21 protein-coding genes are annotated in these 25,480 nt (G+C 70.3%); 10 read left to right on the forward strand and 11 right to left on the reverse strand.

The annotated features are described in order from the left end of the window. Positions 1–67: 67 nt before the first annotated feature. The 6 genes from OHA68_RS18030 to OHA68_RS18055 all read right to left on the reverse strand — a co-directional run bounded on the left by OHA68_RS18030 (position 68) and on the right by OHA68_RS18055 (position 5,281). Entirely contained in the window at positions 68–928 is an 861-nt protein-coding gene (locus OHA68_RS18030) for an amidohydrolase family protein (RefSeq protein WP_327108693.1), read from the reverse strand. A gap of 123 nt (positions 929–1,051) precedes the next feature. Further along, positions 1,052–2,368, reverse strand: a complete 1,317-nt coding sequence (locus tag OHA68_RS18035; protein WP_327108694.1) for an MFS transporter — start codon at positions 2,366–2,368, stop codon at positions 1,052–1,054. A 154-nt stretch (positions 2,369–2,522) separates the two neighbouring features. Continuing rightward, positions 2,523–3,359, reverse strand: a complete 837-nt coding sequence (locus OHA68_RS18040; protein ID WP_327108695.1) for an SDR family NAD(P)-dependent oxidoreductase — start codon at positions 3,357–3,359, stop codon at positions 2,523–2,525. Positions 3,360–3,363: 4 nt separating this feature from the next. Further along, a complete protein-coding gene (locus tag OHA68_RS18045; RefSeq protein ID WP_327108696.1) occupies positions 3,364–4,458 on the reverse strand; it encodes a hypothetical protein in 1,095 nt (364 codons plus the stop codon). Beyond that, complete coding sequence (locus OHA68_RS18050; protein WP_327109519.1) at positions 4,455–4,994, reverse strand: UGSC family (seleno)protein; 540 nt, start codon at positions 4,992–4,994, stop codon at positions 4,455–4,457. The genes OHA68_RS18045 and OHA68_RS18050 overlap by 4 nt, the downstream gene beginning before the upstream one ends. Positions 4,995–5,041: 47 nt before the next feature. Then, positions 5,042–5,281: a hypothetical protein gene (locus tag OHA68_RS18055; RefSeq protein WP_225277673.1), complete on the reverse strand. Its 240-nt coding sequence runs from the start codon at positions 5,279–5,281 to the stop codon at positions 5,042–5,044. 246 nt (positions 5,282–5,527) lie between these two features. Here OHA68_RS18055 and OHA68_RS18060 point away from each other — a divergent pair, with 246 nt between their 5' ends. Next, positions 5,528–6,400 (forward strand): IclR family transcriptional regulator, encoded by an 873-nt coding sequence (locus tag OHA68_RS18060; RefSeq protein ID WP_327108697.1) that lies wholly within the window; start codon positions 5,528–5,530, stop codon positions 6,398–6,400. A gap of 136 nt (positions 6,401–6,536) precedes the next feature. On the opposite strand, the gene OHA68_RS18065 is transcribed toward OHA68_RS18060, so the two are convergent. Then, positions 6,537–7,376 (reverse strand): SDR family NAD(P)-dependent oxidoreductase, encoded by an 840-nt coding sequence (locus tag OHA68_RS18065; RefSeq protein WP_327108698.1) that lies wholly within the window; start codon positions 7,374–7,376, stop codon positions 6,537–6,539. A 77-nt stretch (positions 7,377–7,453) separates the two neighbouring features. Further along, positions 7,454–8,743, reverse strand: coding sequence for a phenylacetate--CoA ligase family protein (locus OHA68_RS18070; protein WP_327108699.1), 1,290 nt, complete (start codon positions 8,741–8,743; stop codon positions 7,454–7,456). 331 nt (positions 8,744–9,074) lie between these two features. Here OHA68_RS18070 and OHA68_RS18075 point away from each other — a divergent pair, with 331 nt between their 5' ends. The 8 genes from OHA68_RS18075 to OHA68_RS18110 all read left to right on the forward strand — a co-directional run bounded on the left by OHA68_RS18075 (position 9,075) and on the right by OHA68_RS18110 (position 18,779). Continuing rightward, positions 9,075–10,190 (forward strand): zinc-dependent alcohol dehydrogenase, encoded by a 1,116-nt coding sequence (locus OHA68_RS18075; protein WP_327108700.1) that lies wholly within the window; start codon positions 9,075–9,077, stop codon positions 10,188–10,190. 35 nt (positions 10,191–10,225) lie between these two features. Further along, a complete protein-coding gene (locus OHA68_RS18080) occupies positions 10,226–11,230 on the forward strand; it encodes an amidohydrolase family protein (protein ID WP_189141403.1) in 1,005 nt (334 codons plus the stop codon). A gap of 40 nt (positions 11,231–11,270) precedes the next feature. Next, positions 11,271–12,299, forward strand: a complete 1,029-nt coding sequence (locus tag OHA68_RS18085) for an ABC transporter ATP-binding protein (RefSeq protein ID WP_327108701.1) — start codon at positions 11,271–11,273, stop codon at positions 12,297–12,299. A gap of 10 nt (positions 12,300–12,309) precedes the next feature. Beyond that, the gene (locus tag OHA68_RS18090; protein WP_327108702.1) at positions 12,310–13,329 is read left to right on the forward strand and encodes an ABC transporter ATP-binding protein; all 1,020 of its coding nucleotides are present in this window, start codon (positions 12,310–12,312) and stop codon (positions 13,327–13,329) included. Further along, positions 13,326–14,285 carry an ABC transporter permease gene (locus OHA68_RS18095; protein WP_327108703.1) on the forward strand — a complete coding sequence of 320 codons (960 nt, stop codon included), beginning with the start codon at positions 13,326–13,328 and terminating at the stop codon, positions 14,283–14,285. The genes OHA68_RS18090 and OHA68_RS18095 overlap by 4 nt, the downstream gene beginning before the upstream one ends. Continuing rightward, positions 14,282–15,310 carry an ABC transporter permease gene (locus OHA68_RS18100; protein ID WP_327108704.1) on the forward strand — a complete coding sequence of 343 codons (1,029 nt, stop codon included), beginning with the start codon at positions 14,282–14,284 and terminating at the stop codon, positions 15,308–15,310. Before OHA68_RS18095 ends, OHA68_RS18100 begins: the two co-directional genes overlap by 4 nt. A gap of 149 nt (positions 15,311–15,459) precedes the next feature. Then, positions 15,460–17,055 carry an ABC transporter substrate-binding protein gene (locus OHA68_RS18105; RefSeq protein ID WP_327108705.1) on the forward strand — a complete coding sequence of 532 codons (1,596 nt, stop codon included), beginning with the start codon at positions 15,460–15,462 and terminating at the stop codon, positions 17,053–17,055. A gap of 191 nt (positions 17,056–17,246) precedes the next feature. Continuing rightward, entirely contained in the window at positions 17,247–18,779 is a 1,533-nt protein-coding gene (locus tag OHA68_RS18110; protein WP_327108706.1) for a nitrilase-related carbon-nitrogen hydrolase, read from the forward strand. Between the two features lie 29 nt (positions 18,780–18,808). On the opposite strand, the gene OHA68_RS18115 is transcribed toward OHA68_RS18110, so the two are convergent. Further along, on the reverse strand, positions 18,809–19,819 hold the full coding sequence (locus OHA68_RS18115; protein ID WP_327108707.1) for an AraC family transcriptional regulator: 1,011 nt from the start codon (positions 19,817–19,819) through the stop codon (positions 18,809–18,811). A 242-nt stretch (positions 19,820–20,061) separates the two neighbouring features. On the opposite strand from OHA68_RS18115, the gene OHA68_RS18120 reads away from it, so the two are divergent. Next, positions 20,062–23,133, forward strand: coding sequence for an MGH1-like glycoside hydrolase domain-containing protein (locus OHA68_RS18120; RefSeq protein ID WP_327108708.1), 3,072 nt, complete (start codon positions 20,062–20,064; stop codon positions 23,131–23,133). A 62-nt stretch (positions 23,134–23,195) separates the two neighbouring features. Here OHA68_RS18120 and OHA68_RS18125 read toward each other — a convergent pair whose 3' ends face one another. Together OHA68_RS18125 and OHA68_RS18130 are read right to left on the reverse strand one after the other, a co-directional pair. Further along, on the reverse strand, positions 23,196–23,786 hold the full coding sequence (locus OHA68_RS18125; protein WP_189141394.1) for a DUF305 domain-containing protein: 591 nt from the start codon (positions 23,784–23,786) through the stop codon (positions 23,196–23,198). A 58-nt stretch (positions 23,787–23,844) separates the two neighbouring features. Next, positions 23,845–25,428: a peptide chain release factor 3 gene (locus tag OHA68_RS18130; RefSeq protein ID WP_327108709.1), complete on the reverse strand. Its 1,584-nt coding sequence runs from the start codon at positions 25,426–25,428 to the stop codon at positions 23,845–23,847. Positions 25,429–25,480: the final 52 nt, after the last annotated feature.

Consider the following 25,480-nt stretch of genomic DNA (forward strand, 5'->3'; position numbering starts at 1 on the left):
TACTCGCTCGGAGTCATGCTGTCCACAGAAACGGACATGAGCCGGCCGGCAAGGTCGTCGTCGGGATCTAGATGAGTCCCAGCAGGCGGGCGGCGTTGTCCTTGAGGATCTTGGGGCGGACCTCGGGCTTGATCTCCAGCTTGTCGAAGTCGGCCATCCAGCGGTCCGGGGTGATCACCGGGAAGTCGGAGCCGAAGAGCACCTTGTCCTTCAGCAGCGTGTTGGCGTACTGCACGAGCTGCGGCGGGAAGTACTTCGGGGACCAGCCGGACAGGTCGATGTAGACGGACGGCTTGTGGGTGGCGACCGACAGCGCCTCGTCCTGCCACGGGAACGACGGGTGGGCCAAGATGATCCGCAGCTCGGGGAAGTCCACCGCCACGTCGTCGACCAGCATGGGGTTGGAGTACTTCAGCCGGATCCCGCCCCCGCCGGGGACGCCCGCGCCGATGCCGGTCTGGCCGGTGTGGAACAGCGCCGGCACCCCGAGCTCCTCGATGACCTCGTACAACGGGTAGGCGGTGCGGTCGTTGGGCGCCATGCCCTGGATGCTCGGGTGGAACTTGAAGCCGCGCACGCCGTACCGCTCGACGAGCCTGCGCGCCTCGCGCGCGCCCGCCTTGCCCTTCCACGGGTCGATGCTGGCGAACGGGATCAGCACGTCGGCGTGCTCGGCGCAGTCCTCGGCGATCTCGTCGTTCGGGATGGGAACGTGACCGGTGGCCTGCTCGGCGTCCACGGTGAACACCACCGCGGCCATCCGCCGCTCCCGGTAGTAGGCGGCCATCTCCGGGATGGTCGGCTTCGGGTGCTCCTTGAAGTATTTGGCGGACGCGCCGAACAGCTCGGGGCTCAGCGACCCCTTCCCGTCGCGGGAGACCTCCGCGTGGGTGTGCACGTCGATCGCGACCAGGTCTGCGACGTTCATGACGGGATTCGCCACGTGCTCGGGCCTCCTGTTTCTCGCCACGGCGCACGCCGCGGACCTTCTGCCTGTACGGTGCCGCGCGGATCGGGGGGATCTCCCGACCCGCACGGCATGATCGGGATACTAGGGCTCGGTCGTCACGGGGACGGCGTCCGGCTCGGGCTCGGGCGTCGGCGGGATGATCCGCTTGACGCCGAGCACGGCCACCAGGCTCACCACGCCCAGCCCGGTGATGAGGGCGGCGACCGCGTTGGACGAGCCGGTCGACAGGTACAGCGCGGGGAAGGCCGGGGTGATCGCGCCGGAGACGGTGGCGCCGATCGCGTAGGCGATGGAGATGCCGCTGTAGCGGACCTTGGTGTCGAACAGCTCGGTGAACAGGCCGCCCTGCGCGCCGGCCATGATGCCCTGCACGATCGCGGCGACCAGGAAGGCGACCACCGCGCCACCGGTGGTCCCGGTGTTGACCAGGGCGAACATCGGGAACGGCCAGATCACCGCGGTGACCGCGCCGATGGCGTACAGCAGCTTGGAGTTGAAGCGGTCGGACAGCAGCGCGGACACGACGATCGCGAGGATCCACACCGACGTGGAGGCCAGAATGATCGCGAGCAGCGTGTTACGCGTGTAGCCCACCTGGGTGCCGTAGGAGAGCATGTACACGGTCACGGCGTAGCCGATGGCGGGCGGTGCGATCGCGGCCAGGCTGGCCAGGATGAGGTTGCGCGGGTGGTTGCGGAGCAGCTCCCTGAACGGGACCTTGTTGACCGCCTTCCGCTCCTTGATCTGCTGGAACTCCCGCGACTCCGACAGCCGCAGGCGGATGATGAAGCCGACGACCACCAGCAGCGCGCTCAGCAGGAACGGGATACGCCAGCCGTAGGAGAAGAAGTCCTCGTCGCTCATGCCGGCGACGAAGAGGAACGCCAGGTTCGAGGTCAGCACACCGATCGGCACCCCGAACTGGGCGAAACTACCGAAGAAGGCACGGCGGCCCGGGGTGGCGCTCTCGGTGGAGATGAGCAGCGCGCCACCCCACTCGCCGGCCACGCCGAATCCCTGGATGAGGCGCAGGGCGACCAGCAGCATCGGGGCGCCGAAGCCGATGGCGGCGAACGTGGGCAGCAGTCCGATGGCGAACGTGGCTCCACCGGTCAGGAGCAGGGTGAGGACCAGCATCGACTTGCGGCCGATCCGGTCGCCGAAGTGACCGATGACCGCGGCGCCGATGGGACGGACCAGGAATCCGGCGGCGAACGCGGACAGGGACGCGAGGGTGGCGGCCTCGGGGGAGGCATCCGGGAAGAACAACCGGGGGAAGACGATCGCCGCGGCGGTGCCGAAGATGAAGTAGTCGTACCACTCGATCGACGTGCCGATGAAGCTGGCAGCGAAGATGCCCTTGGTCGATGGAGCTTTGGTGGTGCCGGTGTTGGCCATGGATGGTGCTCCTCGGAGCGGGGGGGTGAGTGACCTTGGAAGAATCTGTCCGTACCGGATTCGGTAAGTCAGGGATCGGAAACCTGGTCTGTCTTCGGAAAGTAGTCGGCCCGGCGGCTCTGGGTCCTGGGTCTTCTGCGGTGCCTGGTCTACGTCATATGTCGCGGTCGCGACGGGTCGAGCCCGCGAGAGGGGCGACCTGGCGCGGTGGTCCTCCTTCGACGGTCAAGGTGTGCCCGGAGATCCACCGGGCACGGTCGCTGAGCAGGAACAACGTCGCGTGGGCGATGTCCCAGGCGGTGCCTTCGGTCTTCAGCGCGGTGCTCTGCCGCCGCGGCTCGCGGCGTTCCTCGGGCATGTTCGCCGCGGCGAACGCGCCCCAGATCATGCCGACGCGCACGCAGTTGACCCGGATGCCCTGCGGGCCCAGCGTGGTGGCCGCGCCGTCGGTCATGTTCTCCAGCCCGGCCTTAGCGACCGAGTAGACCATCCCCGGCCCGCGGGCCTGGACCGCCACCGAGGAGATGTTCACGATCGATCCGCCGCGCGGCAGCACGGGGACCGCGTGCCGGGTGACCTGCCACGCCGAGGTGAGATTGATGGTCATCAGCTCGGCGAACCGTCCGGGGGTCACCTCGAACAGTCCTGCGGGGTCTCCGGAAGCCACGTTGTTGACCAGCGCGTCGAGCCCGCCCAGTCGCTCCACCACCTCGGTGACGGCGGCGGCGCAGGCTCGGTCCGAGGTCACGTCGGCGACCACGGCGACGGCTTGGCCGCCGTTCCCGGCGATCGCCTTCACGGTGCGCTCGGCGGCTTGGGCGTCCCGGTCCAGCACCGCGACCCGCGCGCCGTGCGCGGCGAGAACGCGGCTGATGGCGTAGCCGACCCCCGGCAGCTCGCCGCTCTGGCCGCCGCCGGTGACCAGCGCGGTACGGCCGACCATCCACTGCGGGCCCGCGTCGAAGGGATCGATCAACGGATTTACCGGCATATTTCTATCCTCTACCGCCGTCAAGTGGCGGCTCGATCCGAGCAGCGATGCCCGCCCAGCTGGAGAAGAGCCGGACCACCATGGAGATGCCCGCGTTACGGGCGCCGGCCACGATGATCGGCAGGTTCTTGGGCGAGTTGTCGGCGAAGAGCCGCTCGAAGTCCCCGGTGCCGTCCTCCGTGGGCACGGCCCCGATGTTCCCGGCCCGGACGGCCTTGCCGGCCCGCGCCAGGTCGGCCTTCGGCCGTCCGCAGCGCTCCAGCAGCCAGGTGCGCACGTCGTCCTTGCTCATCCCGGCCTTGGCCAGCAGTTGCGCGTGCTCGGGGCAGAACACCACGCCCGCGCTCGCGTGCTTGAACAGCCAGCTGCCGGTGCGCGAGAGGGTGTCGGCGAAGTCGCTCAGCAGCAGCTCGGGATCGTCGGTGTTCCGGTTGTCGACGAACTCGCTGGTCCTGAGCAGCGTGGTGGACACCGCGTCGGAGCCGGCGGCCACGCCGCCGTCCACCGAGAACGGCTCCCATGGGCTCTCTTCCTCGTTCTCGGCGATGCACATCGCCCAGCGTCCGGGGATGCCCTGCGTCGCCTGCTCCAGTACGTGCGGCACCACGCCGAGGGCGTTGCGGACGATCAGCCCGATCGCCCTGGCCACGGTGGCGTTGGCCCGGAAACCGGGACCGAACACCCCGCCGGTGCTGTTGAAGCCGAGGCGCTCGCGTACCGGACCGTTGACCACGATCAGCGGCGCCGGGCCGCTGGTGCTCTGCCAGCCGCCGCCGACCGTGGAGCGCTCGGCCATCAGCGCGTCCCAGGCGGCCAGCACCACCGGGAAGTACTCCGGCCGGCAGCCGGCCATGACCGCGTTGACGGCGGCCAGCTCGACCGACACCTGCCGCTTGAGGTGCTCCAACTGGCCGATGACCTCGTCGGCGGGCCTGGAGGTGGTGGCGAGGAACTCGTCCACGAGCTCGCGCGTCGCCGGGACGACGGGCAGGCCGTCGGTCCAGCCCCGCTCGTACATGTACTCGATGGACTTGTGCGCGGCGTCCAGGGCGTCGGTGACGTCCATGGGCGCCTGGCCCGCGTCGTCGATCGCGGTCATCGAGCGGCCTCGCACAGCCGCCCGGCGACGACGGCGGCCAGGTCCTCGGCGCGCTGGGCGACCTGCGCCTCGGTCAGCACCGCGACCGGGTGCGGCGTCAGCAGGAACTCGAAGTCCTTGTCGCCGTGCACCTCGGCCATCGCCCGCGCCGTCACCTCGAAGGCGTCACTGCAGATCACCGCGGTCGGCAGGCCCGCGCGCTCGAACGCGATGCCGTCGGCCGCCGCCGAGGCGCTGCACGATCCGCAGTCGCCGACCCCGGCGACCACCACGTCGCTGACCGCCTTGATCTCGTTCAGCATCGGCTCGTCCACCGGCCAGGCGACGTTCGGCTTGGTGCGCTGGATCGTCACCACCGCGCCGTAGCGGGACTCCAGCAGCCTGCCGATCTCGGTCAGCATCTGGGCGGCGTTCTTCTTGGTGTTGCACAGCAGTCCCACCCGGGCGCCGACCAGGGTCGGCACCCGTCCCGCCGACGTCGCCACGGTCGCGGTTCCCGCTGACAGGCCGGTCGGATCAAGGATTCGGTCGAACATCACACACCTCTTCTCGTCAACACACTTCAGCCCGTACGGCGACGCGGTCAGACGTCGCTGGGATAGGTGAGCCGGATGCCGCCGGCGGCGACGCCGAGGATCGGCTCCAGCATGCTCACCATCACGGTCTTGGGCACCAGGCAGTCGGCGCAGCTCTCGGGGTCGGCGGCGATCCGCACGTCGAATCCGGTGTCCAGCTCTTCGACGCTCAGGTGGTAGCCGTCGACGGCCAGTGTGGACCGCATCCGCTCCAGGCGTGCTTCGTCGCGCATCTTCGCCTCACTCACGATCGTGGCCTGCTCAGAGCAATGTAAGACGCGCTCCAGGCGAATGAATCAGGGCTTTCATGAGGCGGAAGGGCGACTGACAATTCGCGTGCGTGCCCTGGTAGTTTCCGGGAAGGGAAGCCCGACTTCCGCATAACGGAAGCCTTTTTCATCCCGTTTGGTCCACTATTGCAAAACTGTCCGTTTGTGTAGCCTTGTTAACGCCCATGTAACTCAGGTCACAGAAAACGACGGGCAGGTGAATAGATGACTGTCCTGGAAGACACGTCTCTGGAACCCCATCGCCTGACATCGGCCCAGCGCGTGCTCTCGATTCTCGGCGTCTTCGACACCGAGAACCTGGCGCTGTCCCTCAGTGAGATCAGCCGCAGGACCGGCCTCACCCTCAGCACGACCCACCGACTGCTCAACGAACTCCGCTGCTGGGGCGCGCTGTCCCGGCACAGCGACGGCAAGTACAGCATCGGCCTGCGCATCCTGGAGCTCGGCACCCTGGCACCCCAGGGCGGCCAGCTCCGCGAGATCGCGCTGCCCTTCCTGCATGACCTGCAGCACGCCACCCATGGCAACATCCATCTGGCGGTCCCCGAAGGGCATGACGTGATCTACGTCGAGTCGCTCCGGGCCCGGGACACCGTCCCGGTGCCGAGCAGGCTCGGCGGGCGCTGGCCCATGCACGCGACCTGCACCGGGCTGGTGCTGCTGGCGAACTCCTCCCAGGAGTTCCAGGAGGAGGTGCTCTCCTCCAAACTGCGCCAGTACACCGTGAACACGCTGACCGACCCCGACGCGCTGCGGCACTCGCTGGCCGAGGTGCGCAAGTCGAGCGTGGCCGTCATGGAGAGCCAGCTCACCTACGACGTGATGGCCGTCGCCGTGCCGATCCGCGGCCCACGGGACCGCGTCGTGGCCGCCGTGGGCATCACCGTGCCGAGCGGGTCGATCGCGCCGCACTCCCTGGTGCCGGCGCTGGCCGCGACCGCCCGCAGCATCTCCCGGGCCCTCGGCGCGCCGTCGGCCGTGGCCGAAGCGCAGGCGCAGCGCCCACCGGCGCACTGGCAGGCGCGTGAGGTCAAGCACACCGCCTCGACGGCCCGCCAGACACCACGAGCGGTCTGAGCGACAGGTCAGACGTCACGGGTGGTCGGCGGAGTGGCCTGGGCGACAGGTCAGACGCCGCGTACAGGCGGCGGAGTGGCCTGAGCGGCACGCCGGCGGCGCGGGTCCGTTCTCGGACCCGCGCCGGGCGCGTCGTTCACTCGCCCATCGGGACCGAGGTGACCGGCTCCAGGTCGTAGCGGTGCGGCGGGCCGCCGTCCACGGCCACGATCTGCCCGGAGACCCACCGGGCGCGGTCGCTGAGCAGGAACAGCCCGGCGTGCGCGATGTCCCACGACGTGCCCTCGGTCTTCAGTGACGTGCCCAGGCGGCGGGTCTCGCGCATCGAGTCGGGCATGGAGCCCCGCGCGGCGAACGCCCCCCAAATCGCGCCGACCTGGATGCAGTTGACGCGGATGCCCTGCGGCCCGAGGGTGGTCGCGGCGCCCTCGGTCATGTTCTCCATCCCGGCCTTGGCTATGCAGTAGACCAGGGCGGGGCCGCGCCTGGACACCCCGACCGACGAGATGTTCAGGATCGAGCTGCCGCGCGGCATCACCGGGACGGAGTGCCGGGTGACCTGCCACGCCGACTTGAGGTTGATGGTCATCAGCTGGTCGTACTCGTCCGGGGTGACGTCGAAGATCCCGTTCCTGCCGCCGGCCGCGACGCTGTTGACCAGCGTGTCGAGGGTGCCGAAGCGGTCGACCACCTCGGCGACGGCGTCCGCGCAGGACCGGTCCGAGGTCACGTCGGCGATCACCGGGATCGCCTCGCCGCCCTCGTCGACGATCATCTTGACGGTGCGCTCGGCGGCCTCCAGGTCCCGGTCCAGGACGGCGATCCGGGCGCCGTGCCGGGCCAGCACCCGGCAGAAGGCGTATCCGACCCCGGGGAACGCGGTGCTCTGGCCGCCTCCGGTGACGAGCGCGGTGCGCCCGGCCATCCACTGCGGGCCTGCGTCGGCGAAGGGATCGATCATCGGGTCGTCGGACATTACCTGCTCCAATCCTGGTCAACCCGGTCGGGGCCGGGGTGAAAAGCGTTCGGGAAGACGTACCTGGAAGCGCGGGGTCAGCCGGAGATGCGCGTCAGGCGGGACTTCATCTCGCTGCGCTCCAGCGAGCCGGGCGGGACGATGGCGACCGAGGCCCGCACCGTCAGCCGGGCCCGGATCAGATCCTCGATCTCGTGCCGCAGCCCGTCCTGGTCGCCGGGCTCGTCGCCGACCTCGACCTCCACCCGCAGCGGCGGCTCCACGCTCGGGCCGGGGCCCGGCAGCACGATCTGCACCACGCCGCTGGTCCGGGGGTGCAGCGTCTGCACCAGATCGCGGATCGCCGTGGGGAACACGTTCACGCCCCGCAGGATCAGCATGTCGTCGGTACGGCCCACGCAGCGGATGAGCGGCGCCCCGTCGTCGGCGAGGCCGGTGACGAGCACCCGGTCGCGGGTGCGGAAACGGACCAGTGGGCAGCACTCGCGGTCCACCGAGGTGTAGACGAGCTCACCGGAGGCGCCCGGCTCGGGCACGATGGGCTCGCCGCTCTCCGGGTCGATCATCTCCACGACCACGTGCCGGCCACCGGTGAAGCGCATGCCGCCGGCGCCCGGAGGCTCGGCGAACAGCACCGGCGCCATGTCCGCGTTGCCCAGGCCCTCGGTGACCTGCGCGCCCCAGGCCTCCTGCATGTGCCGCTGGAAGGCGGGCTCGCCGCCGCCGGGCTCGCCGCCGACGAAGATCTTGCGGATGCCGAACTCCTTGGGGTCACGCCCCAGCTTGCGCACGTACTCGGCCAGGTAGCGGATGTAGGAGGGGGTGGCGTGCAGCGCGGTGACGCCGAGGCTGTCCAGCGCCTGCACCGCCTTCTCCGACGCCCCGGTGCCGACCGGGACCATCGTGCAGCCGATGCGCTCCAGCGCGTCGCGGATCGGCAGCCCGCCCACGAACAGCGTCAGGCCCGCGCCGTGCAGCACGACGTCCTCGCGGGTCGCGCCCATGGTCATGAACGCCCGGGACACCATCTCGGTCCACGCGTCGGAGTCACGCCGGGTCACTCCCACCCAGCTCGGCTTGCCGGTGGTGCCGGTGGAGGCATGGACGCGGATCACCTCGACCATGTCAACGCCCGCGTGGCCACCGAGCGGCGGCGCGGCCGCCTGGGAGTCACGCAGCATCTGCTTGTCCGTGAAAGGCAGCTTGCGCAGATCGTCCAAGGACACCAGTGCCGTCGGATCGGTCCCGTGCGCGGCGAACAAGTCGGCGTAGAACGGCGAACGCGCGGGCAGCCCGGCGAGCTGCGTGCGGAGCATCGCGGTGACGGCGTTACGGTCCTCATCCGCGACGAAGCCGGGTGTGATCACGTATTGTCCTTCCGGAAAAGCAGGATTGCCATGCCTCATGGCGGCTAGCTGCGGTGCTTCACTATGCCCAGCGCTCCTGCTGACAGACCAGATGACTTTCGCGTCGCGGAAAGCAAATGCGGGGTGTCGCCGCCCGGCCGCGGGGCTCCTGGCTGATCACGTACAGGACACGGCGCGGTGTTTGGTTTCCGCTGAGTGAAATCCGCATCGCATTCATCTGACCTCGCGGACATCCTGACAGCCAAGCGAGACACGGAACGGCGTGACGCCAGGCGAACGCGAGCCGTAGAGCGAGGCGCACGACCACCACCAGGAGAAAGGCCCGCCTTTCATGGCAGACACCGTACGTGCGGCTGTCCAGGTCGCCCCTCACAAGATCGAGGTACGCGAGTTCCCCCGCCCGAAGATCGGCCCCGATGACGGCCTGATGCGGGTCGAGGCCAACGGCATCTGCGGCAGTGACGTCGAGATCTACCGGGGCCACATCGGGTCGATGTCCCGGGAGGACGGCAAGCCGTTCGTGCCCGGCCATGAGCCGATGGGCATCATCGAGGAGGTCGGCGAGCGGGCCGCGGCCCGGTGGGGCGTCCAGCCGGGCGACCGGGTGGCCGTGGAGGTCATCATCCCCTGCCACGCCTGCAAGACGTGCCTGGCCGGCCGCTACCAGGCCTGCCCCAACCGGCAGCCGGGGCACGGGGTGGCCGACACCGAGGTGGCGCCGTCGCTGTGGGGCGGGTTCGCCGAGCTGATGTACCTGTCTCCCAACACGATCCTGCACCCCATCGACCGGACGCTGCCGGCCGAGGTCGCCTCGATGTTCAACCCGCTGGGTGCGGGCGTCCGCTGGGGCGTCCACCTGGGCGGGATCGGGCTGGGCGACACCGTGCTGGTCCTCGGCGCCGGGCAGCGCGGCCTGGGCGCGGTCATCGCGGCGCGGGCCGCCGGCGCCGGCACGATCATCGTCACCGGTCTGGAGGCGGACGCGCACAAGCTCGCCCTGGCCCGCGAGTTCGGCGCCGACCACACCCTCGTGGTGGACGGCGAGCAGGCCGAGGACACCGTCGAGCGGGTCCGCGAGATCACCGGCGGCGAATTGGCGGACGTCGCGCTGGAGCTCACTCCGATGGCGGGCGGGCCGATCACCGACGCACTGCTGGCCACCCGGCACAGCGGCCGGGTGGTGCTGGCCGGGCTCAAGGGCCAGCGGGAGATCCCGCTGCGCACCGACCTGATCATCAACCGGGGCCTGACGGTGGTCGGCGCGTTCGGTGTGGACAGCCGTGCCTACAAGGCGGCGATCGGCATCATCGAGTCGCGCCGGTACCCCCTGGACAAGCTGCACACGCACACCTTCGGGCTGGACGACACCGCCCGCGCGATCGAGGTCCTCGGCGGCGACGTGCCGGGCGAGGCCGGTGTGCACGTCTCCGTCCACCCCAACCTCTGAGCCCCGGCTCCTGAGCATCGACCCGGAGGTTCGACATGCTCGTCGACGCACACGCCCACCTGCTTCCCCGTGACTATCCGGACGACGCCCCCGAGTGTTTCCCGCGCATGGAGCCGATCGACGGCGACACCGCTCGCCTGCACCTGTTCGGCGCCTCAAGGTTCCGCGCCAAGGACGTGTTCTTCGACGCCGAGCGCCGCATCGAGGCGCTGGACGCCTCCGGCGTGACCACCGAGGTGATCACGCCCATGCCGCCGCTGCTGCGCTACGACCTGCCGCCCGCCGACGGCCTGTCGCTGGCGCGGCACGTCAACGAGTTCACCACCACGCTGTGCGCCACCGACCCCGAGCGGCTCATCGGCTTCGGCATCGTGCCGATGCAGGACCCCGAGGCGGCCACCGCCGAGCTGGCGGCGATGCGGGCGGCGGGCCTGGTCGGCGTGGAGATCGCCTCGAACATCGCGGGCGTCTCCATCGGCGACGAGCGCTTCCTGTCGTTCTTCGCCGAGGCGGAGCGGCTGGACATGCCGATCTTCGTGCACGCCCTGCCGTCCCCGACCGACCGGCTGCCCCGCTCGGCCATGGGTACCTACGTGGTGGGCCTGGAAGGCGCGCTCGCCGCGGCCTCGCTGATCACCGGCGGCACCGCGGAGAAGTGCCCGAACCTGCGCGTCTCCTTCAGCCACGCGGCGGGCGGCTTCCCGCTCATGGTGCCGCGCGCCCAGTACTTCTGGGGCGGCACCTGGAACGAGGAGCCGGCGATCCCCGGCAAGGCCATCGCCTACACCGAAGGCCCGTCCCCGCTGGACTACGCCCGCCGCTTCTACTACGACTCGATGGTCTTCGACCGGCGTGCCCTGACGTACCTGATCGACCTGCTCGGGCACGACCGCCTGCTGGTCGGCTCCGACTTCCCGGCCATGGACCGCGAGGAGCCGGCCGGTCGTACGCTGCGCTCCCTCGACCTGCCCGAGGACGTGCTCACCGACATCACCTGGCACAACGCCTACCGCTATCTGGGCATCGACCCGCCCGGTTAGCCCAGCGACCCCCTGGCAACTCCCCGAAGACGAAGGAGCGATGACGGTGCCGTCCCCACCGCTGCTCGAAGTGAATGAGTTGTACGTCCAATTTCCCACTCCTACCGGGCCGGTGAACGCCGTCGCCGGTGTGTCGTTCACCGTCTCGGCCGGCGAGACGGTCGCGGTGGTCGGCGAGTCCGGCTCCGGGAAGAGCGTGTCGTCGCTCGCGCTGCTCGGCCTGCTCGGCTCGGGCAAGATCTCGTCCGGGTCGGTGCGGCTGCGCGGCGACGAGCTCGTCGGGGCCGGCCGGGAGAAGCTGCGGAGACTGCGCGGCGCCGAGATCGCGATGATCTTCCAGAATCCGATGAGCTCGCTGGACCCGCTGTTCACCATCGGGGACCAGCTGATCGAGGCGCTGCGTGTGCATCGGCCGATGTCGCGCCGCGCCGCCCGGGCTCGCGCCGTCGAGCTGCTGCGGGAGGTGGGGCTGCCGGACCCGGAACGGCGGGTGCGGGCCTATCCGCACGAGCTGTCCGGCGGCCAGCAGCAGCGGGTGATGGTGGCGATCGCGCTGACCTGTGAGCCGGCGCTGCTCATCGCCGACGAGCCCACGACGGCGCTGGACGTGACGGTCGAGGCGCAGATCCTGGAGCTGCTGCGGACGATGCAGCGCGACCACGGCACGGCGTTGCTGCTCATCACCCACGACATGGCGGTGGTGGCCGAGATGGCCGACCGGGTCGTGGTCATGTACGCGGGGCAGGTGGTGGAGCACGGCCTGGTCGAGGACGTGCTGCGCGACCCGCGGAACCCGTACACCAAGGCTTTGATCGACTCGATTCCCACTCCGGCCACGCCTCGGGACCGGCCCATGCCGGCCATCGCGGGCAATGTGCCGACGCCGGCGCAGGCGCCCCCGGGGTGCCGGTTCCATCCGCGCTGCCCGTCGGTGTTCGAGCGGTGCTCGGTGGACGCGCCGCGGCTTTACCAGCTGGGCGAGACCCGGGCGAGCCGGTGCTGGCTGCATGAGACCGAGCCGTCGGGCTCGGCCGCCGCGACTGTCGAAGAGGTGCACCGTGTCGGGTAGCGACGTTTCCGTGGCGTCCGGACCGCAGCTCGCGGACGAGCGGGCGGCCCCGTTGTTCGAGGCGCGGGACCTGGTCAAGCAGTTCCGGTCACGGCGCACGGTGGTGCAGGCGGTCAACGGGGTCTCGCTGGAGATCCCGCGCGGCCGGACCGTGGGGCTGGTGGGGGAGTCCGGCTCCGGGAAGTCCACCGTCGCCCGGCTGGCCCTGCGCCTGCTCGACCCCACCTCCGGCGAGGTGAGCTTCGACGGCGTCGACCTGCTGCGTGCCTCGCGGGCCGAGATGCGGGCGCTGCGGCGGCGGATGCAGATCGTGTTCCAGGACCCGCTCGGTTCGCTGAACCCCCGGATGCGGGTGCTCAACGCGGTCGGCGAGCCGCTCAGCGTGCACGGGATCGCCAAGGGGAAGGACAAGGCGGACCGGGTGGTGGAGCTGCTGGAGCGGGTCGGCCTCAGCTCCGGCGACCTGTACAAGTTCTCCCACCAGTTCTCCGGCGGGCAGGCGCAGCGCATCGGCATCGCCCGCGCGCTCGCCACCGACCCGGACCTGATCGTCTGCGACGAGGCCGTCTCCGCGCTCGACGTGTCGGTGCAGGCCCAGGTGCTGAACCTGCTCAAGGAGCTGCAGGCCGAGCTCGGCCTGTCCTACCTGTTCATCGCGCACGATCTCAACGTCGTGCGGTACATGGCCGACGAGGTCTGCGTCATGTACCTCGGCGAGATCGTGGAGCGGGGCGACGGTGACGAGCTGTTCGCCGATCCGCGGCACCCGTACACCAAGATGCTCGTCTCCGCCGTGCCCGAGTTCGCGCCCGAGCTGGCCGACGGCCGCGGTCGCCGCTCGATCCCGCGCGGCGAGCCCGCCAGCCCGAGCGATCCGCCGCCGGGGTGCCGGTTCCATCCCCGCTGCCCGCAGGCGATGCGGCGGTGCCGAGAGGAAGCGCCTGCCATGCACCGAGATCCGACCGGCCGCGCCGTGGCCTGTCACCTGTTCGACGCCGTCGACGCCGAACGGGAGGCGAGCGAGCGATGATCGGCTACGCCCTGCGCAGGCTGGGGTTCGGCGCGGTGGTCATGTTCCTGGTCACGGTGTTCGTCTTCATGATCATGCGGTTGGTGCCCGGCGACGCGGTGAGCCTGCAGCTGCAGGACACCGGGGTGAGCAAGGCCGAAGCCGACGCGATGCGGGCGGAGTTCGGGCTGGACGACCCGGTGTGGGTGCAGTTGTGGACCTGGCTCGGCGATGCCGTCCAGGGCGATCTGGGCACGTCGTTCTACAGCGGCGAGTCCGTCGTGGACCTCTTCCTGGCCCGGATTCCGGTCACCGTGCAGCTCGGCCTGATGGCCATGGTGCTCGGCGCGGTGCTCGGGCTCGTGGTCGGCGTCGTCGCCGCGGCGACCCGCGGCTCCATGGTGGACGGCGCCATGCGGCTGTTCGCGGTGGCGTTCCTGTCGGTGCCGAACTTCGTCGTCGCGCTGCTGGTGCTGACCGGGTTGGCGATCTGGTTCGCCTGGTCGCCGCCGATCGTCTACACCGGCCCGGCCGAGGACTTCGCCAGTTGGGCGCAGCAGATCGCGATTCCGGTCATCGCCCTGGGCACCGGCGGCATGGCCTCGGTGGCCCGGCTGACCCGGTCGTCGATGCTGGAGTCGCTGGGCTCGGACTACATCCGCACAGTGCGCGCCAAGGGCGTCCGGGAGCGGGTGGTGATCGCCAAGCACGCGCTGCGCAACTCGACGATCGCGGTGCTCACGCTGCTCGGGCTGGAGCTGGCCACGGTGCTCGGCGGCACGGTGATCATCGAGCGGATGTTCTCGCTCCCCGGCACCGGACAGCTCATCTACCAGGCGGTGCTCGACCGGGACTATCCGGTGGTGGTGGCCTGCACGATCTTCTACGCCGGCCTGTTCGTCATCACGATCATTCTGATCGACCTGCTGTACGCGCTGGTCGATCCGCGGATCCGCTCCGGGAAGGCGCTGTCGTGACCCAGAAGCCGACCCAGAACCGGACACGGACGGACGAGGCGCCGGCCGTACGATCCGCACCGAAGCCGCCCCGGCCGCCGCGCCGGGTCGGGGTGCGCCAGGTGCTGACGGCGCTGCGCACGTTCGTACGCTCCCAGCCGCTGGGCGCCGCCGCGTTGCTGCTGATCTGCTTCTTCGTGTTCGTGGCCGTGTTCGCGCCCCTGGTGGCCCCGTACGATCCGGTGCAGCAGTTCCGCCGGGACATCCTGGAGCCGCCGTCGGGCACGTACCTGTTCGGCACCGACGACCTCGGCCGCGACGTGCTGAGCCGGACCGTCTACGGCGCTCAGACGTCGTTGCTCATCGGCGTCGTGACCACCGGCGTCAGCCTGGTGCTGGGCACCGCGATCGGCGTCGTCTCGGGCTACTTCGGCCGCGCCCTCGACGTGGTGGTGCAGCGGGTGATGGACTCCGTGCAGGCCATTCCCGGCATCGTGCTGCTGCTGTTCATCGCGGTGATCCTGGGCCCGTCGGTGCGTAACACGATCATCGCGCTGACCGTGGTGATCACCCCGTCGTTCAACCGGATCGCCCGCGCCGAGACGCTGCGGGTCCGCCAGGAGCCCTACGTCGAGGCGGCCCGGGCGACCGGCGCGCACGCGCCCCGCATCCTGGCCCTGCACGTGCTGCCCAACCTGCTGGCCTCGGTGCTGACCCTGGGCAGCCTGATCTTCGCCGGAGTGATCATCGCGGAGTCGGCGCTGAGCTTCCTCGGCATCGGCGCGCCGCCGCCCACCCCGTCCTGGGGCCTGATGCTCTCCGAAGGGGTGCGCTATGTCGAACGCGCCCCCTGGCTGATCATCGTCCCCTCCATCGCGCTGTCCATCGCCGTCTTCAGCTTCAACCTCCTCGGCGACGCGCTGCGTGACCATCTCGACCCACGCCTGCAGCGGCGGGCCCTCGACCGGGTCACCGGACTGTGGTGGGGCCGGCGCATGCTGTCCCGCCTGGCCCCGAGCCTGTCCCGCGCCGCCGACAAGAACTGATCCGACATACCCGGTCGGCCGATTCCGGCCGTGCCCCCGGACCCCCCGCGCCGAGGCGCGATGATTCATTGGAAGGCAGGACCATGGAAAGTTCATGGAAGGGACGGGCCGCCTCGAACGCGGCGGTCCACCCCCGTCGGGGATTCGGCGTGAAGCGCCGGCCGCTGCTCGCGGCAGCGCTCGTCACGGCGCTGACCCTGACCGGCTGCGGCGGCGGTGGCGGCACCGGCGGCAGCACCGACAGCGGCGCCGCGGCCCCGGTCGGCGCGCCCAAGCCGGGCGGCACGGCCGTGCTCCAGCTTCCCTCGGAGATCACCAACGGGCTCAACCCGCTGATCAGCAGTGACCCGACCCTGAACACGCTGCTCTCCGGCTCCGTCTACGGCAAGCTCATCGACATCAAGGTCGGGCCGAACGTGAAGGCGTGGGAGCTGGAGCCGGATCTCGCCGAGTCCTGGGAGGTCGCCAAGGACGGCAAGTCCTACACCTTCAAGCTGCGCAAGGACGTGCGCTGGCACAACATCGCGCCGGTGAACGGGCGGGCGTTCGTCGCCGACGACGTGGTGGCCACCTTCGAGGCACTGAAGAAGGCCACCCGGGTGCACCAGTGGATGATCGAGCCGGTCACCGGTATCGAGGCGCCGGACGAGCACACCGTCGTGTTCAAGCTGAGCAAGCCGTACGCGCCGATGCTGGACTACCTCGCCTACCACTTCAACATGATCCTGCCCAGGGAGGGTGTCGAGGGCAAGTTCGACCTGGCCACCCAGGCGATCGGGACCGGCCCGTTCATGCTCGACAAGCACACCCCCGACGTGGAGTGGGTGTTCAAGAAGAACCCCGACTACTACATCAAGGGCAAGCCGTACGTCGACGTGATCAAGCGCCCGATCATGACGGACATCGCGGCCGTCACCGCGGCGCTGCGCAGCGGCCGCCTGGACTCCGGCACCACCAGCGACCAGAACGTGGCCAAGCAGCTCGGCGAGCAGGGCCTCAAGGTCGCCGAGACGCCCGGCGCCCCGGTCAGCTTCTTCATCAACCCCAAGGTCGAGCCGTTCGACGACCTGAAGGTGCGGCAGGCGGTCGCACAGGCCATCGACTGGGTCGGGATGGGGGAGAACATCCGCGGCAAGTTCAACCTGACCTCACTGGTACGGCCCGACACCAGCGCCGCCGCGCTGACCCGCGACGAGGTGCTCAAGCTCCGGCCGTACGACCCCGAGAACGCCAAGAAGCTGTTGGCGGAGGCGGGACTGCCGAACGGGTTCTCCACCAAGCTCATGGTGCAGCGCGTCGATGACGAGGACGTCCGTGAGGCGCAGTGGATGCAGGAGGACCTGGCCAAGGTCGGCATCAAGATGGAGCTGGAGATGGTCGACCCGGCCACGGGCATCGACCGGCGCCGTAAGCACGACTTCCCCATGGCCAAGGCGCTGCGTGGCGTGCACCTGCCCGACCAGGTGTGGCGTGACTTCGAGAAGGAGTCGCTGGAGAACTACACCTCGGTGGACGACGCCGAGCTGTACGAGCTGCTCGCACAGTCCCGCGCGGAGCAGGACGAGGACAAGCGCAACGAGATCTACCGGAAGATGCAGACGCGGATGGAGACCGAGATCGTCCAGGTGCTCTACCCGATCCAGAAGTTCGACTACGGCATCACCGGCGCCCGGGTGCAGGGCCTGTACGAGAGCCCGATCTACCACGGCAGGCGGCTCGCGGACATGTGGCTGAACGAGTCCTAGACCGGCTCGCTCGACGCGGCGGCCACCGGATCTCTCCTGGTGGCCGCCGTTCGTCGTGCCCGGCCCTGCCGTGGAGTCGTGCCCGGTCCGGTGCGCGGCTCGGTCATGGAACAGGAGAGTCCGGGTCACAGCTTCCCAGGTGACGCCGTCGTTAGCTTGCCAAGGAAGCTACGACGGCAGGGAAGGTCGAGATGAACACAGATACGGTCGCTCCGCAGAGCGTCACCGCCACCGGGCCGGCGGTTCCGGGCGGTGATCGGTGGCGCTGGGCCTGGCTGGCCGCCGGGGCGGTGCTCTGGCTGTTCGCCGCGCGCGGCCGCTTCGACATCGCGCTTGCGGCCTGGCTGTCACCCCTTTTCCTGCTGAGGTTCACCAGGACCAGCCCGGCGGCCACCGGCCTGTTGCCGGTGTGGCTGGCGTCCGTGCTGGCGAGCGTGTTCTGGCTGGTCGAGACCGCCGTGCCGATGACGCCGTTCGTCGTGGTGGGGATCATCGCGCTCGGCACCCTCACCGTGGTGCCGTACGTGGTGGACCGGCTCGTCACGCCGGGAGCCGGCACCGTGGTGGGGCTGCTGCTGTTCCCGGCGGCGCTGGCGGCCTGCGAGTTCGCGATGACGCTCATCAGCCCCTTCGGCACCGCGTTCGGCGTGCCGGCCGGGACCCAGCACGGCACCCTGGAGCTGCTGCAGGTGGTCGGGTTGACCGGCCCCTACGGCGTGGGCTTCCTCCTCGGCCTGTTCGCCACGGTGGCCAACCACTTCTGGGCGAACCCGCGCAGGGCGGGCGCCGTGCTCGGCTCCTTCGCCGCCGTGCTGCTGGTGCTGCTGCTGGCCGGCGGGGCCCGGCTGGCGTTCTTCGCGCCTGACGGAGACCGGGTGCGGGTCGCGGGCATCAGCCCGGACACCTCCATCACCCGTGAGCTGAAGGGCGTGATCGGCGAGAACGTCACCCAGCAGGAGGTGGCGGGACAGGATCAGGCGGCGGTACGGGCCGCCTTCGACAAGGTCAACGCCAACATGCTGGCCCGGTCGCGGGAGGCGGGGCAGGCGGGCGCCAAGATCGTGATGTGGTCGGAGCAGGCGGCAAACGTGCTGGCCGCCGACCTGCCGGCGTTCCTGGGCCAGGTCGCCGCCACCGCGCGGGAGAGCCGGATCTACCTTCAGGCCGCCGTGAACCTCTACCTGCCGGAGGCGCCGTACGCGGCCAACCGCGCCTACCTGTTCGACCCGGAGGGCAAGCAGGTGTGGGTCTACAACAAGACGCATCCGGTGCCCGGCCTGGAGTTCTATCCGGGCGGTGACGGCGTGGTGCCGGTCGCGGAGACGCCGTACGGACGGCTGGCCACGGTGATCTGCTTCGACGCCGACTTCCCCGAGTTGTTGCGGGTGGACGCCGACATCATGATGGTGCCCGCCCGCGACTGGCCCGAGGTCGGCGCGATGCACAGCCAGAACGCGCAGCTGCGCGCCGTCGAGAACGGGTACGCGATGATCCGGCAGGCCGAGTTCGGCGTGTCGGGCGCGTTCGACCAGCAGGGCCGGACGCTCGCCGCCCACGACTACGCGGGCGCGGACCGGCACATCGTGTACTCCGACGTGCCCACGGGCGGCGCCTGGACCGCCTACCGCGTGATCGGCGACACCTTCGCCTGGCTGTGCATGGCCGGGACCGTCGTCGCGATCGGCCTGGCAGTGCGCGACCGCCGGTCCCGCCGGAGCAGCTAGGCCCCGCTCGTCAGCGAGTGCCGGAGCAGCTAGGCCCCGCTCATCAGTGAGTGCCGGTATTCGCCCGGCGGGCTGCCGACCCAGCGCGTGAAGGCCCGCCGGAACGCGCTGGGCTCGGAGAACCCGAGCCGGTAGGAGAGCTCGTCGATGGACTCCCGGCCCTGCCGCAGGCTGTTCACGGCGATGTCGCGGAGCAGCTCCTCGCGCACCTGCTGGAACGACGTGCCCTCCTGCCGCAGGAGGCGGCGCATGTGCTGGACGCTGATCGACAGCCGGGCCGCCACCTGGTCGGCCCGCTCCCAGTGCGTCATGTCCCCGCGTTCGAGCATGTTGCGCACCCGGTCGGCGGTCGTCGTGCCGTAGTCACGAAGGTAGATCAGGTCGACCGGTGACCTGCGGATATAGCTCAGCAGCTCCGGCTCCTCCCGGACGACCGGAGCGGCCAGCAGGCGGGCGGCGAAGCTGATCGACGCCGCCGGCGCGTCGAAGGACGCCTGCCGGCCGAAGATCGAGGTGTACTCGGCGCTGTAGTCGGGTTCGGCGAAGGGCAGCTCCAGGCCGGACAGCGGGATCCGCCGCGCCACCAGCCAGGACATGAAGCGGTGGACGCAGGTGAGCATGAGCTCGGCGGCGAGTGGCCGTACGTGATCGAGGGGTTCGGCGGCGAACTCGATCCTGCAGGTGTCGCCGTCCACCACGAGGCGGCTGCGTGAGTATCCGGTGGTGATCGACACGAACGCGACCAGCCGCTCGAGCGCGGCCCGCAGATCCGGGGTGTGGATCAGCCCCAGCGAGATCATCTGGAAGGTGCCCCGGGGCACCGGCCGCGGCCCGAGCCGGAGCAGCTCGTCCCCGGTGAGCCGCCACAGGACCCGCATCGCGGTGACCGTCTGCTCGCAGCTGAGGCGGGTCGTGTCGGGGCGATTCAGCGCGGGCCACAGCGGCAGGCCCCGCAGCTCCCGCCGGACGTCGATCCCGGCTGTCTCGGTCGAGGCGATGGCTGATCGGACGAACTGGATCGCAACGCTGTCTTCCGACATGAAACACATCCTGCCGCGCGTACGACACCGGCAGTCGCTCACTTCGGTCACACCTTGACATATCGCCCCCGCGTCAGCGGAGACGAAGTCTTGCTAAAGCGAAACGGAGTGGTCAATATCTGTATATAAACAGTCATATCCGGTCGTTGTGTGACTGGATATGACCGGGATGGACCTCCGAACGTCTGAAGGTGACCATGAGACGCAGAGCCACAGCGCTCGCTGCCGTCGCGGTGTTAGCCATGACCTCCCTCGCCATCACGCCCCCCGCCCAGGCCGCCGGCGAGCCGCTGCCGTACCCCGAGGTGGGCCGGGGCACCCGCATCCTGGATCACGACGCCCTGCTCACCGGCTACGCCGAGCCGGAGTGGTACAAGGCCAACATCCCCTTCCTGGAAGTCCCGGACCGGGAGATCCAGGACGTGTACTACTACCGGTGGAGCACGTACAAACGGCACATCCGCTACACCGACACCGCCACCGGCCACATCCTCACCGAGTTCCACAACGCCCCCGGCTACGCCGCACCGCTCGGCGGCATCGTCGCCGCCGCCGGTCACCACATCTACGAGGGCCGGTGGCTGCGCGACCGCCGGCCGGTCGACGACTACCTCCGCTACTGGCTGCGCGGGCCCGGCGCCGGGCCCAAGCCCAAGACCGACCACCTCAACGAGGACACCGACGACTGGGCGCACCAGTACGGCTTCTGGGCGGCGGACGCGGCCTACCAGCGCTCCCTCGTGACGGGCGATGCCAAGCTCGTCAAGAGCCTGCTCCCCGACCTGATCCGCCAGTACGACAAATGGGGCAACCAGTACGACAAGAAGCTCGGCCTGTACTGGTCGGTGCCCGTGTGGGACGCGATGGAGTACACCGCCTCCTCCTACGAGAGCGACCCGGCCGACCCCTACCACGGCGGGCACGGCTACCGGCCGACGCTGAACGCCTACCAGTACGGCGACGCCAAGGCCATCGCCGCCATCGCCCGCACCCAGGGCGACACCGCCACCGCCCGCCGGTTCGAGCAGCGGGCCAAGGACCTGCGCACCGCCCTGCACCGCCGGCTGTGGGACCCGCAGCGGCGGTTCTTCTACCACAAGGCCCGCGCCGACCTGGACCCGCAGCAGCGGCTGGTGGCCAGCCGCGAGCAGATCGGCTTCGTCCCCTGGATGTTCGGCATGGCCGACGCGGGCACCGAGCAGGCGTGGGCCCAGCTCCTCGATCCGCAGGGCTTCGCCGCGCCGTACGGGCCGACGACGACCGAGCGGCGCAGCCAGTGGTTCATGCACGACGCGCTGACGGGGTGCTGCCGGTGGGACGGGCCGAGCTGGCCGTTCGCCACCTCGCAGACGCTGACCGGGATGGCCAACCTGCTCAACGACTACGACCAGTCGGTGGTGGACAACGACGACTACTACCAGGTGCTGCGCGGGTACGCGCGCAGCCAGTACAAGGACGGCCGGCCGTACGTCGCCGAGGCGCACCACCCGGACGAGCCACGCTGGATCTACGACGGGCGCGGTCACAGTGAGCACTACAACCACTCGACCTACACCGACCTGGTGATCAGCGGCCTGATCGGCCTGCGCCCGCAGCCGGGCGACCGGCTGACGGTGAACCCGCTGGCCCCGGCGTCCTGGGACCACTTCGTCCTGGAGAACGTCCCCTACCGGGGGCACAACGTCACCGTGCTGTGGGACCGCGACGGCACCCGGTACGGGCAGGGCGCCGGCCTGCGGCTGTACGTGGACGGGCGGCGGATCGCCTCCCGGCCGACCCTCGGCGAGCTCACCGCCCCGCTGCCCGCCTCCGTGCCGGAGGCCGGGACGCCGGCGATGGTGAACGACGCGGCCAACCCGCACGGCGTCGGCTACCCCCGGCCGTTCGCGTCGTACACCAACGACATCGACAGCGTGTGGGACACCGTGGACGGGCGGATCTACTACGACGACATCCCGCACAGCCGGTGGACCAACTACCGCTCCCCGAACGCCCAGGACCATCTCGGATTGGACTTCGGCGTGCCCACCGAGGTCAGCGACGTGCGCTTCCATCCGTACGACGACGGCGGCGGCGTACGGGCGCCGGCCGGATATCGGCTGGAACACTGGGACGGCGCGACCTGGCAGGAGGTGCCCGGCCAGCGCCGCACCCCTGAGCGGCCCGCCGCCAACGCGCTCAACCGGATCACCTTCCCCGCGCTGACCACCACCAGGCTCCGGCTGGTGTTCGACAACCCGCCGGGCGCCTACGTCGGAGTCGTCGAACTGCAGGCCTGGTCCCCCACCACCGACGACGCCCACCTGACCGTGACCCCCGCCGACCAGACGACCCCCGCCAAGACCGCGGCCACCCCCGCCGACCAGACGACCCCCGTCAACACCGCGGCCACCCCCGCCGCGCAGGCGACCACCCTCAAGACCGCGGCCACCCCCGCCGATCAGGTGACCACGGTCTTCACCAACACCGCGACCACCCCCGCCACGAACGTGCGGGTGACCCTCGCGGTGCCGCCCGGCTGGACGGCCCGGCCGCACGGCTCGCCGGGCGCGACCCGGGTACGGCCAGGAGGCGAGCTGACCGTGCGCTGGACGCTGCGACCCCCGTCAGGCACCGCGCGACCGGGCGGCCACCCGGTGCGAGCCTTCGCCCGGTACGGGTCGCCCGGCCGTCCGAAGCAGGTGTCCAGCACCTACGGGCGGTTCCTCGTACCCCTGGATCTGACCGCGTTCCCGCAGGTGGACGCCGCCGACGCGTTCGGCGCGGACACCTCCGCGAGCTACACCGCCTACCAGCCGTCCGGCGGGGAGGCCAAGCCCGCGATCGCCGTCGGCGACGGACGGTTAGCCGCGACCGGCGCCACGCCGTACTTCGCCCTGATGGCCGGACCGGCCCCGCTGCCGCCCGGCGACGCCGTCAGCGTGCTGACCGCCGGCTCGTTCGCGGGCCACGGCCGGCCGGAGGACAGCGTGTTCGTGGGCTGGGTGAAGGACGCCTCCACCTACGTGACCGCCTGGTACAACCACACCCGCCAGATGTCCGGCCTCAACGTCAGCGTGAACGGCCACCTCCTGCCCCTGGCGGGCGACGCACCGCTGACCCTGAAACCCGGCGACCGCTTCGCGCTGCTCCTGTCGGGCACCACCATCACCTCCTACGCGGAGAGCGCAGGCGTGTGGCGGGAGTTGCGCACCGCCGACCTAGGCGACACCCTCGCGACCCCCGAGTCCAGACAGGGCCACCGGTACGGCTTCGGACTGCGCGGCTCCACCGGCACGATCACCATCACCGCCGTGGAGGCCCGCCGCCCGTAGCCACCAGTGCGCTCCGGTGCTTCCCGCCCCCGGCCGGGAAGCACCGGTCCAGCGGGCGGAGGTCAGTCCAGGTGGGTGGCGATCTCGGCGATCTGCTGGCGCTGGCCGTTGATGAGCTTGCCGGCGAGGTCGAGGGTCGGCTTGTGCTGACCCTTGCCCTGGACGGCCTCCACCATCGTGATGCCGTGGCCGAGGTGCGTGGACAGCAGGGTCAGCCAGGTGCGGTCGAACTCGTCGCCGGACTGCCGCGCCATCGTGGCCATCTGCTGCTGGCTGAGCATGCCGGGCATGCTGTGCGTGCTCTTCGCGTTCTCTTCCGGGATCGGCTTCTTCCAGGCGGTCAGCCAGGCCGACATCTGCCTGATCTCGGTCCGCTCGTCGTCGATCAGATGCTCGCTGACCGTCAGCACGTACTCGTTGCTGGTCCGCGTGGCCACCAGCTCGGCCATCTGGATGGTCTGCTGGTGGTGGGGGATCATCTCCTGGGAGAAGCGCACGTCGGCGTCGTTGTACGACTCCGCCACGTCAGCGGCGGCGGCGGAGACGGGAATGGGGTCCCCGCTGGCGGGCGCGCAGGCGGCGAACAGTGGGACGGACAGCACCACGGCAACCGCCGCGAACCGGAAACGTGGCGGACACCAGGCGCTCGACATGGATCGCCCCTCTCTGCTGGACGGCTAAAGAGAGATACGCCGCCCGGCCGGAGAAAGTTCAGGCGGTGGTGTCGGCGATGAGAGGCTCCAGCACCAGACCGGGGTGGTCGGACTTGATGGAGCCCATCCGCCAGCGGTCGGTGAAGACCGCCAGCAGCGTCTCGTCACTGCTGCGCATGAGGACCTCGGCGCCGCGCTGGCCGGCCATCAGCTCCGCCGAGGCGCTGTCGGTGCGCCGGGCGAGGGTGTAGTCGAGGTGGTCCAGGCTGATCTCGGCGCCGAACTCGGCGGCCAGCCGGTGCTGGACGACCTCGAACTGCATGGGCCCGACCGCGGCCAGCACCGGGGCCTGGTCGCCGCGCAGGTCGGAGCGGAGCACCTGGATGACGCCCTCGGCGTCGAGCTGGTCGATGCCGCGGCGGAACTGCTTGGACTTGCCGCTGTTGCGGGCGCGGGCGACCGCGAAGTGCTCGGGCGCGAAGCTGGGGATCGGCGGGTACGTCACCGCCGCACCGTCGTAAAGGGTGTCGCCGGGGCGCAGCGCGGTGGCGTTGACCAGGCCGACGACGTCGCCGGGGAAGGCCTCGTCCACGGTGGCGCGCTCCTGGCCGAACATCGCCTGGGCGTACTTGGTGGCGAAGGGGCGGCCGGTGGCCGCGTGGGTGAGCACCATGCCGCGCTGGAAGCGGCCGGAGCAGACGCGGACGAACGCGATCCTGTCCCGGTGCGCCGGGTCCATGTTGGCCTGGACCTTGAACACCAGTCCGGAGAAGGGCGACTCCACCGGGCGCGGCCGGTCGGCGATGTCGGCGCGCGGGCCGGGGGCGGGGGCTAGGTCCGCCAGGGCGTCGAGCAGCCGGCCGACGCCGAAGTTGGTCAGCGCGGCGCCGAACAGCACGGGGGTCGACTCGTGCGACTCGAAGGCCTTCTGGTCGTGGTCGGCGCCGATCTCGTCGAGCAGCGCCACCTCCTCGCCGGCCCGCAGCCAGTCGCCGCCCCACTCGGCCTGCGCCTGCTCGGTGGTGAGGTCGGCCTCCTGCGCCTTGGTCGCACCGCCCGGGGTGCGCAGGTAGCGGATCAGGCGCTGCTCGGCCCGGTCGACCACGCCGTGGAAGTCGCCGGAGATGCCGACCGGCCAGGTGATCGGGGTCGGGCGCAGGCCGGTGCGCTCCTCGATCTCGTCGAGCAGTTGCAGGGCCTCGCGGCCGGGCCGGTCCCACTTGTTGACGAACGTGATGACCGGGATGCGGCGGTGCCGGCAGACCTCGAACAGCTTCATGGTCTGGGGCTCCATGCCCTTGGCCGCGTCGATCAGCATCACCGCGCAGTCGACGGCGGCCAGCACCCGGTAGGTGTCCTCGGAGAAGTCGGCGTGGCCGGGCGTGTCGACCAGGTTGAACACATGGCCGCGATGCTCGAAGCGCAGGGCCGCCGAGGTGATGGAGATCCCTCGGGTGCGCTCCAGCTCCATCCAGTCGGAGGTGACGCCACGCCGCCCGGCCTTGCCGTGCACCGCGCCCGCCTGGGTGATCGCGGAAGCGTGCAGCGCCAGGGCCTCGGTCATGGTCGACTTGCCCGCGTCCGGGTGACTGATCACAGCGAACGTCCTGCGCCGTTTCGCCTCCCCGGCAACGTCCGTCATCGTGTCACTCCGTCGCTGTAGGTCTGCGCACGCCACTGTACCCAACGTTCAG

It is taken from the genome of Nonomuraea glycinis, from assembly GCF_035920485.1.
Lineage (GTDB): Bacteria > Actinomycetota > Actinomycetes > Streptosporangiales > Streptosporangiaceae > Nonomuraea > Nonomuraea glycinis.